General features: G+C 34.3%; 14 protein-coding genes and 3 pseudogenes. 6 read left to right on the top strand and 11 right to left on the bottom strand.

Annotated features, from left to right (window positions below; translation table 11 throughout):
* Nucleotides 1-3: 3 nt before the first annotated feature.
* From ACQKII_RS10870 to ACQKII_RS10860, 3 genes are all read right to left on the bottom strand, one after another.
* On the bottom strand, nucleotides 4-762 hold the full coding sequence (locus ACQKII_RS10870; protein ID WP_427459095.1) for a S8 family serine peptidase: 759 nt from the start codon (nucleotides 760-762) through the stop codon (nucleotides 4-6).
* 620 nt (nucleotides 763-1,382) lie between these two features.
* Nucleotides 1,383-1,610 carry a hypothetical protein gene (locus ACQKII_RS10865; RefSeq protein ID WP_427459093.1) on the bottom strand — a complete coding sequence of 76 codons (228 nt, stop codon included), beginning with the start codon at nucleotides 1,608-1,610 and terminating at the stop codon, nucleotides 1,383-1,385.
* Between the two features lie 400 nt (nucleotides 1,611-2,010).
* The gene (locus ACQKII_RS10860) at nucleotides 2,011-2,319 is read right to left on the bottom strand and encodes a holin (protein ID WP_427459091.1); all 309 of its coding nucleotides are present in this window, start codon (nucleotides 2,317-2,319) and stop codon (nucleotides 2,011-2,013) included.
* 198 nt (nucleotides 2,320-2,517) lie between these two features.
* Between ACQKII_RS10860 and ACQKII_RS10855 the strand changes: the two genes are divergently transcribed.
* Nucleotides 2,518-2,820, top strand: a complete 303-nt coding sequence (locus ACQKII_RS10855; RefSeq protein WP_427459089.1) for a PadR family transcriptional regulator — start codon at nucleotides 2,518-2,520, stop codon at nucleotides 2,818-2,820.
* The gene (locus tag ACQKII_RS10850) at nucleotides 2,817-3,260 is read left to right on the top strand and encodes a hypothetical protein (protein WP_427459087.1); all 444 of its coding nucleotides are present in this window, start codon (nucleotides 2,817-2,819) and stop codon (nucleotides 3,258-3,260) included. Before ACQKII_RS10855 ends, ACQKII_RS10850 begins: the two co-directional genes overlap by 4 nt.
* A 464-nt stretch (nucleotides 3,261-3,724) precedes the next feature.
* On the opposite strand, the pseudogene ACQKII_RS10845 reads toward ACQKII_RS10850, so the two are convergent.
* The 3 genes and pseudogenes from ACQKII_RS10845 to ACQKII_RS10835 form a co-directional block, all read right to left on the bottom strand.
* Nucleotides 3,725-4,788: pseudogene (locus ACQKII_RS10845) on the bottom strand (transposase).
* Nucleotides 4,789-4,935: 147 nt separating this feature from the next.
* The gene (locus ACQKII_RS10840; protein WP_427459085.1) at nucleotides 4,936-5,277 is read right to left on the bottom strand and encodes a DMT family transporter; all 342 of its coding nucleotides are present in this window, start codon (nucleotides 5,275-5,277) and stop codon (nucleotides 4,936-4,938) included.
* A gap of 36 nt (nucleotides 5,278-5,313) precedes the next feature.
* On the bottom strand, nucleotides 5,314-5,634 hold the full coding sequence (locus ACQKII_RS10835; RefSeq protein ID WP_427459083.1) for a DMT family transporter: 321 nt from the start codon (nucleotides 5,632-5,634) through the stop codon (nucleotides 5,314-5,316).
* Between the two features lie 114 nt (nucleotides 5,635-5,748).
* On the opposite strand from ACQKII_RS10835, the gene ACQKII_RS10830 reads away from it, so the two are divergent.
* A complete protein-coding gene (locus ACQKII_RS10830; RefSeq protein WP_427459081.1) occupies nucleotides 5,749-6,600 on the top strand; it encodes a LysR family transcriptional regulator in 852 nt (283 codons plus the stop codon).
* Nucleotides 6,601-7,096: 496 nt separating this feature from the next.
* Here the strand turns inward: ACQKII_RS10830 and ACQKII_RS10825 are convergent.
* Nucleotides 7,097-7,512 (bottom strand): annotated as a pseudogene (locus ACQKII_RS10825) (MFS transporter); the annotation flags it as partial.
* Nucleotides 7,513-7,632: 120 nt separating this feature from the next.
* Nucleotides 7,633-8,409, bottom strand: a complete 777-nt coding sequence (locus tag ACQKII_RS10820) for a class I SAM-dependent methyltransferase (protein ID WP_427459079.1) — start codon at nucleotides 8,407-8,409, stop codon at nucleotides 7,633-7,635.
* Between the two features lie 275 nt (nucleotides 8,410-8,684).
* On the opposite strand from ACQKII_RS10820, the gene ACQKII_RS10815 reads away from it, so the two are divergent.
* Both ACQKII_RS10815 and ACQKII_RS10810 read left to right on the top strand, forming a co-directional pair.
* Nucleotides 8,685-11,903: a collagenase gene (locus tag ACQKII_RS10815; RefSeq protein WP_427459077.1), complete on the top strand. Its 3,219-nt coding sequence runs from the start codon at nucleotides 8,685-8,687 to the stop codon at nucleotides 11,901-11,903.
* 381 nt (nucleotides 11,904-12,284) lie between these two features.
* A complete protein-coding gene (locus tag ACQKII_RS10810; protein WP_427459075.1) occupies nucleotides 12,285-12,551 on the top strand; it encodes a Parvovirus coat protein VP1-like protein in 267 nt (88 codons plus the stop codon).
* 79 nt (nucleotides 12,552-12,630) lie between these two features.
* Here ACQKII_RS10810 and ACQKII_RS10805 read toward each other — a convergent pair.
* Nucleotides 12,631-13,125: pseudogene (locus tag ACQKII_RS10805) on the bottom strand (GrpB family protein).
* Between the two features lie 203 nt (nucleotides 13,126-13,328).
* On the opposite strand from ACQKII_RS10805, the gene ACQKII_RS10800 reads away from it, so the two are divergent.
* Nucleotides 13,329-13,859, top strand: coding sequence for a GNAT family N-acetyltransferase (locus ACQKII_RS10800; RefSeq protein ID WP_427459073.1), 531 nt, complete (start codon nucleotides 13,329-13,331; stop codon nucleotides 13,857-13,859).
* A 102-nt stretch (nucleotides 13,860-13,961) separates the two neighbouring features.
* Here the strand turns inward: ACQKII_RS10800 and ACQKII_RS10795 are convergent, their stop codons facing one another.
* Nucleotides 13,962-14,825 (bottom strand): AraC family transcriptional regulator, encoded by an 864-nt coding sequence (locus tag ACQKII_RS10795; RefSeq protein WP_427459365.1) that lies wholly within the window; start codon nucleotides 14,823-14,825, stop codon nucleotides 13,962-13,964.
* Between the two features lie 230 nt (nucleotides 14,826-15,055).
* Nucleotides 15,056-15,358: a hypothetical protein gene (locus ACQKII_RS10790; RefSeq protein WP_427459071.1), complete on the bottom strand. Its 303-nt coding sequence runs from the start codon at nucleotides 15,356-15,358 to the stop codon at nucleotides 15,056-15,058.
* Nucleotides 15,359-15,505: the final 147 nt, after the last annotated feature.

Raw genomic sequence — 15,505 nt, 5'->3', positions numbered from 1 at the left:
ACCTCATTTTATTTTTAAAAAACCATAACCATAAGAAGAATCATAATCATTTTCTCCTAGATCAATTACTATATTTTCCCCAAGATTTTTATTAAAGGAATTTTCCTGTAATAGTTTCGATATTGCGCCTGTAATATAAGCAGCAGCAAATGAGGTTCCCGTAAAAGTAGAATATCCTCCTGCTTTATCAGTCGATAATACTTCAAAGCCTGGTGCAACAAAATCGATTTTACCTGAAGCAGATGAGTTTAATAGTTTTAAATCTTGATTAATACTATTAACAGAAATAACCCCTTCATATTTGGCAGGATACTCTACTCCAAGACCATAAGTATTTCCAGCGGCAGCAACTATTATAATGCTATAATCTAGAGCTCGTTTAATTACTTCTTTTAAACGCTCATTCTCAGTTTGGAAACCGAAACTTACATTTATAACATCTATCTCGTTTGTAATACACCACTCAACAGCTTTTATAAAGTCATCTATAGAACCCTTACCTTTTTCATCAAGGACTTTTAGGTCAAATATTTCTACATTAGGAGCTATTCCTTGGATTCCAAAATCATTATTTTGAGCAGCTATAATACCTGCAATTGCAGTACCATGACCAAAATCATCGATAACTTTTTTTTCAAGTTCTACAAAATTCACTGAATTTTCCTCTTGTATATTTAAATCTGGATGTGATTTATTAATGCCGCTATCCATTATTGCTACTTTCAATTGTTTGTGATTTGAATCATCTTTTTCCTGTGACATATCTACACCCAAAGCTTCTGATACTGATAGGCTAATTAAGTTTCTTTCATTGATAACATTCTTGCCTATTATTAAGAAAATGCAAATCAAAAGTAAAATACTTGTATAAACAACAAATCTATAAATTAATTATCTCTCCTCTTATATCTGAATTTACACATGCTGACTAGTCAGTTTTTATTATTTTATGATATTGCACTATTTAGCTAAATTAAGTTTTTCTCGCGAGCAAATATTATCCTATCATTACCAATACATCCATTACAATAATATATTCACGCCATTTTTTTGGCGGTGCGAACGCCATTTTTTGGCGTTACAAAACATTAATTCAATAAACAACGCCAAATCGCGCCAATTACACCGCCATCTTTTGGCGGTATCTTTGCTTTTTCCTAGTAAAATATATTCATTCACAGAATTTCTCAACCATATATTTGACATTTCGATTAAGATGACATTTTAAATCATTACTATTATAAAAATAACAATTTCACTAATTTGTCTATTGACACCTCAATCATATTATTATTTGTACAATAATAATATATTTTTGGTTGCTCATACAAAAAAAGATCAATGTAGCAAATTAAACTATCTTGGTCTTTTTCACTTCAATATTATAATGTTCGTTTAACCACTGAAATCAGCAATCCCAAAGCTTCGCCATCTGTCATACAATCCACTTTCTCACTATGGTCCACCTTTAAAATCCCTTGTTTATATGTTTCTTTTAATAATCCCTTCAAATCTTGTTTCGCTGTTGATGTTAGTGTGCTTGTCACCTTTGGTTCCTCCTTTTGTGGTGTTTGTGTAGATGGTTTCATGGCATCTTCAATTCGTTTCAAGAAGCTATTCCACCGGCCATCATCCCTAATGCGATGTGGGCAATTCTTTTTAGACCATCGTAGTGCTGTTTTACTCGGTCAATGACCCAACCATACTGTTTCAATAACATAGCGATGCACTGCATTTTCTTCAGCTATTGCATATCGAGCCCCACCACTTTTGCTGTAGCAAATTTCAATCCCGATTGATTTCATATTTCCTGTCCCTCTACCGTCTCCACAATGCAAGCGTTACGATTGAATGGAATACCCTGAATTACTTCTTTGTCATCCACAGCAATGTGATATGTGGTTATCGTTACTCAACATGCATTTAATTTCATTGGCTGAAGCATCGTTCGCTATGTTGTGTACCGTGATATACAGTGGTGTCATTGTGTATCGTGCTTTGATTCCGTACTTACTGGACGGTAATAAATTTTGTTTGAATGTGTAAGTCATTACAGTTCACCTTCTTTTTAGCTGCCTTTAATAAATCAAATGTGCCTGACGCTGTAAGCCCTGCTATAAATCCAGCCATCAACATGACGTAAACTGGATACTCTGATAACGGCCAAATTACCAGACCAATAAAAATACCAATCACTACCGATGTGATTGGCATGTATTGATTATTGATTTTGAATGTCTTTTTAATTGCCTCCGTCACTGCTAATACAATAGCGACAATTATCGCTGCAATCATAAAAATGTTTGCTAAATCCATCATTCATCATCCTTTTCTGATTTTTTTGTAAGTATACTTTTCCTAGAATAAGTGTTCTTTGTCGGAAATAAAAATGATTCTGTTCCAAAATATTCCGCATTTTAATGATCTAACTATTGCATTAATTCTATACAGAAGTTATTATTACGTTATACGTTATATCGCTAAACGTAATAAAGTTAAATAAAGGGGGTATATTGTATGAAAAAGGATAGATTTTCAGAGCCTTCATTGTTTATTTTGATTAGCCTGGCAGAAAAAGATTGTCATGGCTATGCAATTATGGAGGATATTGAAAAAAATTATAGTATTAAGTTAGGTGCTGGAACTTTATATGGTGCAATTACACGTTTAGAAAAAGCAGGTTATATTCAAGTGCTTGAATCAGATAATCGCAAAAAACCTTATAGGCTAACAGATGCAGGACGTGAATATTTGAGCAATCAAATTAAAGAAATCCAGGCAATAACTACACTCGGAGCAAAAAGGCTTGGGCTAATATGAAGTGGTTAATTTATTTGTATCCAAGAAGTTGGAGAAAACGATATGGCGACGAAATAATTGATCTATTAGAACAGAAAGATTGGACATTCTTTATGATTATCGATTTACTGAGGGGTATAGTTGATGCTTGGAAAATCGAAATAAATGAACGAGAAGTTTTTGGAATTCGTATGAGCAATGTATTATTGCTTGTCGGTTTGATTAATATACTTATTATTCTACAATACAGAACATCACAGGAGGTTATTTTAATGGAACAAATTACGTTAATCATTGCCATGGCATCGTTTTTCTTAGCAGTATCTATTTGCATCGTGAATCTTTTTAAAGAAGGTTTTCAAAAAGCTTTTTCGATCAGAACTAAATTATCAAAAATGAGTCTCGGATTTATGGGCATGTATGGATTGAGTTTTATAGCATTTTTAGTATTGGTAAATTAAATCAACTAAGATTGATTTTTTCAAAAAGGATTCTTTTTTATCAAACTTTAAATAAAATAAGACCAAGACGGCATTAAGCTAGATATTATCCCCTTTAATTAGACAATGTAAAAAGACTATAATTATCGTCAATTACATGTCCTATTTGGAGGGGGTTTTACTTTGAGCAGAAAAAATAAAGTCTATTCAACTAAAATTAAAATAAAAGTAGTACATGCCTATTTGAAATGGAGAAGGAGGCTATCAAACACTTACGAACCAATATGGTATTCGAAGTAGTACTCAATTGAAACAAAAAGCGAATGTATTTATCTCTCACATTTAGAGACAGATGAAGAAATGATACAAGCTGCCGAAGAATATATTTACTTTTAACAACTGAATCCATTTCATAATACGTATTTTAAAAAAATCATAGACGTGCAGAATATTGAATGATTTCTTAAAAAAACGAATGAAATACCTTATGATGCTGTAGATTCTTGAAGATTAGTATATCTAAGTCTATCCATCGCTAGTCTGGATGCATTGTATGCAATGTGTACTAAATCGAAATGAACTTTAGCTTTCTTCCCGGTACAATGGTAAATCTGATTCAATAGAAAGTAGCCTTTTAGATAGGCATTTACACGTTCAACGGCACTTCGCGCCTTATAGAGTTGATTCCATTTTTTCGAGCCTCTTGCTGGCGCCGTATATCGTCTAAGATCTTTTGTTATTTTCATTTTATATACCTTTTGACATAAACTATCGTGAGCCAATGGACAATCGTTACATTCATGAGGACGTGTATACTCTAGCGTCTCATGTTTAGCATCATAACTATCATATCGATAAGAATATTCCCGTGCACAAGTGGGAGCAAAATGATTATCAAAACCAATAGGTTCTGGTTCATTCTTTTTATTATAGGCAATGACAGAGTGTGTACCCATGCATGAGCAGCAATTGTCTTTTCATATAGTGGAAGATTCGCCTCTTCCTTTGCTTTTTCTAAAAGCCATTGTTCACGTTCTTCTTTCTTTTTACGGCCTCGTTTTTTCGGTTCTTTCACTAATTGTTCTTTCTTAGAAGGTGCGCAATCACGAGCTTCCACATGGGTTGCATCGATTGCGACTATTTCATTCGAGACGTAACCTTCATGAATAGCCTGTAGAAGTAAACGTTCTTGAACAATTTCCAATGCATTTGATTCACTGATTAATGTAATCATACGCGAATAAGAGGCTTCTGATGGGATTTCATCCGACACGAGGAAACCACAATCAACCTTGAAACGTAAATCTGTACGAAGGCGTGCTATCAAATCTTTGATAAATGGGATATGTTCAGTGATCCGAATGATTAATGAATAAATCATTGCTGGATAATTAAGCGTTTGTGGAGCGCCTAAATGGGACTTTTTCATGACCACATCAAGAATTGGGTGGATATCAATATCAGATAAAATAGAGTTAAAACGATGGGTAGGTTCTAAATCATATAAAATTTGCATATCAAACAGGCTTTCTTGTCGTATAATAGACATAGAGCATTTCTCCAATCTGTTAATTTGTGTGTAGTAACTCTCATTATACAGGATTTGGGGAGGTGCTCTATTTTCTTGTCATTTTAAGTTTAGAGCCGTAAGGTTTCAAAATTATGAAATTGACTCAAATACCAATAATATAAAATTTTATACTTTTGCAGTATCCTGCTGTTCTCCTGTAAGTTGAACAATAATGAGTCCAACGATAATCAATATAATTCCCGCAATTTGAATGAGTGAAAGGCTATCTCCCAGAGCAGTAACTCCAATTAGCGCTACAGACAGTACACCAATACCAGACCAGATGGCATAACCGAGACCGATATTCATTCCATGCTTTAAACTAAGTGAAAAGATAAAATAAGATGAAACAGCGAATAATACTGTTGTGGCTGTTGGTAATGGGACAGTGAAACCTTCTGTGTAACGGGTTACTATTGCTGCAACTATTTCAAGGAAAATGGCTATTAAAAGATAGAAATATGCCAACCTGAACCGCCTCCTGTTTCGTAATAAAGTAATTGCTTAACCTACACCAATCTGTAATGCTGCAACGCCTAATATGATTAAAGCAACACCAAAAATCTGTACTTTTGTCAGTGTCTCTTTAAAGAAAAGCAATCCAAAAACCGCAACGAGTACTACTCCAACTCCAGCCCATATAGCGTAACCAATACCGATATTTAATCCGTATTGAAGGCTGACAGCAAAGAAAAAGTAAGAAGCAATAATAACAATAATTGTTACAATGCTTGGAATAATCTTTTTAAACCCGTCTGAATAACGGCTAGTGATGGTACCAGTTACCTCAGCAAATATTGTGAACGCCAAGAACAAATAAGCCATGCTATAACCTCCTTTTTTATTGTGTACATTTAGTATAAGACGGCATAAGTATCATGTATAATGATTGTTAGTAATGTAGATATCAATTGCAATGATATAAGGAGGTGTATATAGATGGAATTAAGCGATTTAAGGATTTTTCAAGCGATTGCAGAAGAATCAAGTATTTCTGGAGCGGCTAAACGATTGGATTATGTTCAGTCAAATGTAACAACAAGGTTGCGCAAGCTGGAAGAAGAGTTAGGCGTTCTTCTTTTTTATAGAAATGTTAAAGGCATCATGATTACAGAAAAAGGCGCGCTTTTTAGGCAGTATGCCGATTCAATAATACAAATGGCTGATGAAGCAATCGCAGTATTGCAAGATCAAGATAAACCAACTGGGACACTTCGAATAGGCGTTGTTGAAACGGTCACATGTGGAAATTTTATGAACCTCATATCTACTTACCAAACTGAATATGAACAAGTGTCACTTCGTTTGGAAACGGGAACCCCTTTTGAGTTAATGGAGAAGGTGAAGAGTTACGAATTAGACGCTGCTTTTGTAACTGGGGATCTCTCTTCAACAGACTTTGTTCTCGATTATGCACAAACGGATGAAATTGTCCTTTTATCTCGAAAAGAATTAAGTATTTCTACATTACTAGAACAGAAATGGGCAATATCTCCAAAGGGATGTCCGTTTAGAAGGAAGTTAGATCAGTGGCTTCAAAATGAGGGATTAGCTTTAACGGATTTCATTGAAATAAGTTCACTTGAAACAATATTAAGTAGTGTAAGGGTAGGTATAACAGCTACTATCTTGCCGAAATCAGTGTTAACTGGGTCTTATGAGCAGCTACATGTTACTCCTGTTCCTGATCATTACAAATTTATAGAGACTGGCTTGATCAGAAGAAAAGATAAGTATTTGAGTTATGCATATAAAGCTTTTGCAGAATTAGTTAAAGAGCAAGGATTATAAATGGGGAACTCTAGATCCTGTTGAAGAACATATGTAAGGGATCGTCGAACTTTTTTCGTGATCTGTCTCCCCTTGGATAGACAGATTTTAAATTGTCTCTATATGGGAAGATATTTTATTAGACAAAACGTATAAGTATAAGAAGATTATTGTTGCAATAAATCCGTAGAGCCTCCCAGTTCTTTTTGACGTAACGAATAAATTTAATGTAAGATAAAAATCTATAAACTCGGACATATCTCTTCTTAATATCGCCGTGCATTTAAAAGAAGATCAATCCTAAAATATTTTAGAAATCTTTCTTTTGCAAATGGAAAACAGACTCTGATTTTTCTTTTTTTACTCGCATAGTACTTGTGAATTACTATCCATTTTATAAGAACATATTAATTTACTGTTTTTTGTTTACCATTCCTAAGAAAAATGAAAGCAGTACTACAAGTAAACTACTAATTCAACTCAAATTTGAACAAATAGTTGAAATAGACGATAGTTTCTAACATTTCTCCATCAATGTCTTGCTATTAGAGGTTCGTTCAAAAGCAACTAACATTAAGGTCATTAGTAAAGCCAGAACAACAGTAACGGCTCCGCCCCAACTCAGATTCAATACAGATGTGCCACTCATCACAAAACCTCCTAATCCCGATCCTAAGGCGAATCCAAATTGAATAAATGAAATGTTCACACTTAAGGCGATATCGGAAGACTTTGGTACGAGCGTAACTAAATATAGTTGCTGGGCTGGAGAAGTACTCCACGTAGCTATCATCCAAATCATGATAACGGCAATAATGACAACTAGATTCCCTCCAATCGTTGCCAGTAAAATCAGCATGAATATTTGTAATATTAATCCAGTAAAGATCGTAACTTTGGACCTTTTTTATCCGCCGCTATCCCTCCGATGGAAATCTTCGTCAAAACCTAGGAATTCACCTTCATTTCGAACATTATATGGAATGACTGCACTGTACGTATGGAGCTGTTGATAAATCGCTTCATAAGCGTAACGGCCTGTGGTGTTATGGATTATTTAACTGCCTTCCAAATTGTCCATCTGTCTTTTTCAACAATATTAGTATCTGTTGAAATTGACTCATCTATATGATTTATTAATATATTCAATTCTTTATCGTCTAATTCGTGTAGAATACTTCTCCCAGTTCTTTCCCCTAAATCTTTAAGTAACTGCTCTTTATTTTCATAGACTTTTCGTGTTTCCCATAACTTTACTTCTTTAATTTCTCTAAAACCAACTTCTTTAAGAGTCTCAACTACTAACTGACTATTGTGTCTGCGATTAGTTTCTTTTTCAATTAATCTTGGAAAGAGTTCAAAGAAATACCCTCTTATATAGGTATCATCACCTTTTAATATACAGTCTTCCGGGATACGGTCTTGAATAATATAGAACCCATTGTCCTCCAAAACTCTATATGCTTCTTTAAAACAAGCTTTTAAATCTTTGATATGATGAATCAAAGCTCTTTCTAACAATAAATTAAAACTGTTACTATCTAAGCCGGTATCCAAAGCATTACCGTACTTGAATGATATGTTTTTATATTCTTTACAGTTTTCTATTGCCCCTTCAATCATAGTTTCCGAAAAATCTACACCGGTAACAGAGGTCGCCCCCATATCTGATAGTGCCTTTGTATAAATTCCCCCACCACAACCAATATCTAAAGCCTTAGAAATATTCGCTATGGGGACAAGTTTTTTTATTGCTTCAATCCATGAGTTGTCAGCATTTCGGGTTGCATAAGTAATCCGATTTTTCTTATTGTGAAAATCCATTCCCATCTTCATCCCTCGCTTCATTTTATTGAAATCCAACTCTAATCTTATATCATTTTATACCATAAGAAAAATACACCTTTATTAAAATAGAACATAGAGGGTACTGGTTTTTATGGTCTAATTGTGTCTTATCGTTCAAATTATACAAGAAAATATTACTAAATATAACATTTTATATTGATATATTTACATAATATGCTATTTTTAAATAGGTAATATAGTACCAAATAATAAATATATTACCAAATAATAAACACAGTACTTTAGGAGGACTTGTTATGAAGAAAAAAATTAAATTCAATCAAGTGTTAATTGGGATTAGTACAATGGCACTTTCGTTAGGAGCGTTACAAGCAGAGGTATCAGCAGCAGAAAAAACGCCCTATAATGTATTACAAATGAAGCCTGTTGGCATAGAAACTCCGAAAGATGGAATTGTACATTCTACAAAGGCTGATGAAACATTATCATTTGAAAAACGTTTGGAAATTAGCGATTTTTCGCAACACCCAGCTCCAATTATAGAACATGCTGATACGAAGCAATTGCAGCAACAGTACTCGATGGCAGAGCTTAATAAAATGAGCGATAGTGAGCTCATTGATACGCTAGGAAATATTCGTTGGCATCAAATTACAGACTTATTCCAATTCAGTGAGGAAACAAAAGTTTTTTATCAAAATGAAGAGCGCATGCAAGTGATCATCAATGAGTTAGGGAAAAGAGGAAGTACTTTTACGAAAGATGATTCAAAGGGAATTGAAACATTTGTTGAGCTATTGCGTTCTGCCTTTTATGTAGCATTTTATAATAACGAACTAGGTTATTTAAACGAGAGAAGTTTTCACGATAAGTGTTTATCAGCATTAACGGAAATGGCTAAAAATCCAAACTTTAAACTTGGTACAGCTGAGCAAGATAAAGTGGTATCCGCCTATGGAAAATTAATAGGTAATGCCTCAAGTGATGCAGCAACAGTTCAGTATGCTGCGAAGATTTTAAAACAGTATAACGAAAATCTCTCTACATATGAAAGCGATCCTTTAAAAGGACAAGCTATCTATGATTTAATGCAAGGGATTGATTATGACTTGCAGTCGTATTTGAATGAGACACGTAAAGAAGCGAATACGACGATGTGGTACGGAAAGATTGATAGCTTCATAAATGAAGTCAATAATATTGCGCTTATCCAAAATGTAACAGATGACAATAGTTGGTTAATCAATAATGGCATTTATTATGCAGGACGTTTAGGAGTATTCCATAGTAATCCGGATAAAGGTTTAGAAGTTATTACACAAGCGATGCATATGTATCCTTATTTAAGTGAAGCTTATTTTGTAGCCGTAGAGCAGATTACAACAAATTATGGTGGAAAAGACTATAGTGGAAATACAGTAGATTTACAGAAAATACGGGATGAAGGTAAGAAGCAGTATTTACCGAAAACATATACATTTGATGATGGGTCAATTGTATTTAAGACGGGAGATAAAGTAACTGAAGACAAAATTCAAAGATTGTACTGGGCTGCAAAAGAAGTAAAAGCACAATATCACCGTGTAATTGGGAATGATAAAGCATTAGAACAAGGCAATGCTGACGATGTATTAACAGTTGTAATTTACGACTCTCCAGATCAATATCAATTAAACCGTCAATTGTATGGGTATGAAACAAATAATGGCGGTATTTATATTGAAGAGAAGGGAACATTTTTTACATATGAACGTACGCCGGAGCAAAGTATTTATAGTTTAGAAGAGTTGTTCCGCCATGAATTTACACATTATTTACAGGGTAGATACGAGGTTCCTGGTTTATTCGGAACAGGAGATATGTATCAAAATGAACGACTAACATGGTTCCAGGAAGGAAATGCAGAATTCTTTGCGGGATCAACACGTACAAATGATGTTGTGCCACGTAAGAGTATTATTAGTGGATTATCGGATGATCCATCACAACGCTATACAGCTGAACAAACCATGTTTGCAAAATATGGATCATCATGGGATTTTTATAACTATTCATTCGCACTACAGTCTTATATGTATAATCATCAATTTGATACATTTGATAGGATTCAAGATTTAATTCGTGCGAACGATGTGCAAAATTATGATGCGTATCGTGACGCTCTAAGTAAAGATCCACAACTGAATACGGAATACCAAGCCTATATGCAGCAATTGATTGATAATCAAGAAAAATACGAGGTGCCACAAGTATCCGAAGATTATTTAGTAGAACATAAACCAAAAGCGTTAAGTGAAGTGGAGCAAGAAATTGCCGATGTTGCTAACGTAAAAGATGCAAAAATCACAAAACATACATCTCAATTTTTTGATACATTTACAGTCGAAGGTACCTATGTAGGTAGTGAAACAAAAGGTGAATCTGAAGATTGGCAAACGATGAGTAAGCAAGTGAACCAAGTACTGGAGCAACTGTCGCAAAATGAGTGGAGCGGCTATAAAACAATGACAGCGTATTTTGTAAACTATCGTGTGAATGCTGCAAACCAGTTTGAATATGATCTTGTTTTCCACGGCGTTGCAACGGATAAGGGAGAAAACCAAGCACCTATTGTCAATATAAATGGTCCTTATGCTGGAATCGAAAATGAAAAAATCCAGTTCAAGAGCGATGGTTCAAAAGATGAGGATGGGGAAATAGTTTCTTACCTTTGGGATTTTGGTGATGGAAAAACAAGTGAAGAGGCAAACCCTACTCATGTATACGAAAAAGAAGGAACATACAATGTGACATTAACAGTGAAAAATGATAAGGGAATAGAAAGCAAAGATCAAGCAATTGTAACTGTACGGAAGGGAGCACATCATCCAGAAGAAGCGAATATAATTCCATTTAATATGCCCCTAAAAGGTAGTTTGATTGATGATAATACGGATGTATATCAATTCGATGTTACGTCTCCAGAAGAAATAGATATTTCTGTCTTAAATGAAAATCACATTGGCATGACATGGGTGCTTTATCATGAGTCTGATATGCAAAATTACGCAGCATATGGACAGGAAGATGGAAATACTATAAAAGGTAAATTTAATGCGGAACCAGGAAAGTATTATTTATATATTTATAAATTTGATAATGAAAACGGGACATATACAGTAACTGTACAGAAAGGAGCACAAACAGAAATAGAACCAAATAATCGTCCAGAAGAAGCGAATATGATTCCATTTAATATGCTCCTCAAAGGTAGTTTGATTGATGGTGATGAAACGGATGTATACACATTCGATGTTACGTCTCCAAAAGACATAGATATTTCAGTCGTAAATGAAAATCACATTGGCATGACATGGGTGCTTTTCCATGAATCTGATATGCAAAATCACGCAGCATATGGACAAGAAGATGGAAATATTATAAAAGCTAACTTTAAAGCGGAACCAGGAAAGTATTATTTATATATTTATAAATTTGATAATGAAAACGGGACATATACAGTAGAAGTACAATAATTATATGTTTAAGCGTATACGAAAGTTTTAGTTTCAATAGTAACAACTTTAAAGAGCCTAACTACAATAACATGTAGCAAGGCTCTTATATTTTTATATCCAAAATTAAATAACCTATGATCACTTTACATCTAAGTTGACTTATAAAACCTTTCCAACTCTCAAGATTGTTTTTATTCGCAGCATGTAAAAGAACGCTTCTGTTTGTATTCTTTACAGAGAATCTTTTGCTATAAAGGAATTTTGAAAGAAGCGGGAAATTTTAACATAAAGTTTCGCCACAGGGCAGATTTTTAAGCTTTTACTAGTTTTTAATCCCTTTTCAAAAGCCATAACTACATATTTTATAGTATCGAGAACATTTTAGAAAAGAGGAAAAAAATGATGAACAGACGTAGCAAACTAGGTTTTTGTTATCCCGGCTATAGATACTGCGGACCTGGATGTTCAGGACCTGGCGAACCAACTAATCCAGTTGATGCATGCTGTAAGTTACATGACGAATGTTATTCACAGCATGGACGAACAAAGTATTGTGATGGATTATTTCAAAAATGTTTATTACCAAAAATTAACCCTCATCATCGAATGGGCCGGGACGCTCGATTGTTCTACAATATTTTTGATTTACGTAAAAAGTTCTTTTAATTTAATTATGAGGAATCCTGTTTTTCAAGTAAACAAGGGAACCACTAAATTACGGGTTCCCTTGTACAAATTCTTCGTATCACCCAAGTGCTTTTTTCTCCATTTTTGAAACAAATGTTTTTTTAGCAGGACTATAATCGCGAGTTAAATAATACTTGTTAGCCAATTCTTCTTTAAACTGACTATACCTATTTGCTTCATCTGGATGTGCCAGAAGATACTCTCGAAATACTAAATGTCGTTCGATCTGTGGATTGTCAAACTGATAAAAATGAATATGATGTGTACGGTTGTCCCCACCTTTACGAAACAATCTTCTTCCCTCAATTCCTCAATCCCCCACTACTTCATATCCCAACGATTTCATTTGTTTGTTATATGTATCAACTTTTTCAATGTCATTGACAATACCCATCATGTCAATCACAGGTTTTGCTTTCATTCCTGGAATTGCGGTGCTACCGAAATGCTCAAACGATATAATTTCATCACCAAAAATGGTTCTTAATAGTTGCACTTCTTGCTCGAACATCAATTTCCAGTTTGCTGTATAGGCTGTTAATCTTACCTTCATTTCTCCACCCCCACCCTTTAAATTACAGTACTTTAATGAATTAAGATACATGCATGATTTGCAAATTTTCATAACTTACCTTAGCCTATTGTTTAAAGTTTTATTTTTTGTATAATAAATACATACAAACTAGAAGGGACTGAATTATGCGCAGATAACAATATTTTTCATCCAACTCAATAAATAATTTGGAGGTAAAAGTATTGATAGAACAACTAAGTACCAAAAGATTGCTATTAAGAAAAATGAAAGAATCTGACGCACTTGAGTTATTTAAAATTTGGTCTGATCCAGATGTTAGGAAATTCATGAATATTTCTAACTTTACACATGAGGATCAAGCAAAAGAGATGATTGAATTACTTGATGAATTAGCGCTGGATCATAAAGCGATTCGCTTCACTATTATTGAATTAGCTTCGAATGAAATCATTGGTTCTTGCGGATTTAATTCAATTGACTTTGAAAATGCTAGAGTTGAAATTGGCTATGATATTGCTAAAGCCTATTGGGGAAATGGTTATGCGCCTGAGGGAATTATGGCATTGGTAAATTATGCATTCACGACTTTAGCATTAAATAGGATTGAAGCGAAAGTTGAGCCAGAAAATTTGAATTCTATAAAAGTTTTAGAAAAACTCAATTTCACATTCGAAGGAACACTACGACAGTACGAAAAATCTAACGAAGTTTTTCAGGACATCAATAGCTATTCATTATTAAGAAGTGATTGATTCAATAAATAATAAATAGTTGCGGTACCGTTAATGGAACATAACAGGCTCATCAAAAGTTATTTCACTTTTGATGAGCCTTTACTTGTATCATACTATTTTTTATTTAATTGGAATCCAAATTTCTGAATATAAATCTGGACTAGATGGATCTTCATCCGTATACACTTCGAGTTCAGCCGAACCTGTAGGCTCATAAGGATTAGATGGGAACCATTCAGAGTAAATTTGCTTCCAAGTATTTTGCATAGCATCAGGCATCGGGCCATGTACTTCAAAAACTACCCATTTTGATGCTGGTACTTCCATGGTTAACAGGTTTTCTGGACCATCACCGGCATGATCAGTCGCAATCCAATAATCCATTAAGCTGTTTTCTTTATAGTTCTTATCTGGTACACAAACTCCGAGCACCCCCTTTATCTCCCCATTGTTCAATTTAGATAATGCATCGTCCATACCTTTGTTGTTCATTTCATCCCAGAATAGAGGAATACCTTGCGTATTCTCCCCATTTTGGCAATTATACGTTCTTTTCACACCAACGACTTGAAACTTTTCTTTTTCGACAATTTTATACTTCATTGGTTCTGCTCCCTTCAAGCTCACCTGAATGATCAGGCGGTTGTATGATTGTAATGATCCTTGCTGTTTTCTTGCTTCACTAGGCGTTACGTTATGTTGCTTGCGAAACGCTTTTGTAAAAGCCTCAGGAGAGTCGTAGCCATATTTGTAGGCGAGATCGATAATTTTGTGTTCTGTATTCATTAACTCTTGTGCAGCTAACGTTAATCTTCTTCGTCTCATATAATCTGCCATCGACATATCCGTTAAAATAGAAAATATCCGTTGAAAATGAAAGACGGAAGAATTCACCTCTTGTGCGATTTGATCCATAGTTAAATCATCTAATAAATTTTCTTCCATATAATTAATTGCTTTTTGAATCGACTCTATCCAACTCAGTGCCCTCACTCCTTGTTTATAGATTAAAGTATCCTGATTTTTTTATCCTGTCATTTTATGCTAACCTTGGACTGGTAAAATTGATGTAGGATGGTGCCAGGCACTCACACAATTCGCTACAATTAAAAAATGACATTAAGAAATATTCTTAAATGTCATCTTTTCGGAGATTTCAAATAAATCCCATCTCTCAAAAACAACTGTATGGTCTTTTAATGGGGAGGATTGGATTACACTTTTTGCAATGGATTCCATATCCTTTTTACGGAATTAAAATATTCTTCATTCCCTACTACTCTTATCGTTATTTCTTTCTTTGAAGTTGTTTTCACATCGACCCCCACGTATTTCTCATGCAGTTTTTCAGTTATCTTTTTCGATATAGATAGTTGGAGTTCTTCTTTAGTAACTAAAGGTTCTTGTTCCTCTTTCGTTGCATCAATAGTACCATATAATAAAGGCATATTAAATAGAATAACTGAGGCTATTCCGACCATAACTATTCCAGTAATAATCAATAACCTTCTTAACAAATAACCCCTCCTGTTAAGAAGGTATGTCCTCTATCCTTAAAAAATGTTAAGATGGATAGGCTACACTAAGTTGGACAGATAAAATAAGGGTTAGTAAACTTAGACTATAAACATAAGGGAGCGTGCTACTATGACACGTCAACGTCG

Origin of the sequence: Lysinibacillus sp. NPDC048646 (genome assembly GCF_050272295.1) — a bacterium.
Lineage (GTDB): Bacteria > Bacillota > Bacilli > Bacillales_A > Planococcaceae > Lysinibacillus.
This window is presented reverse-complemented; position numbering and strand designations above follow the sequence as displayed.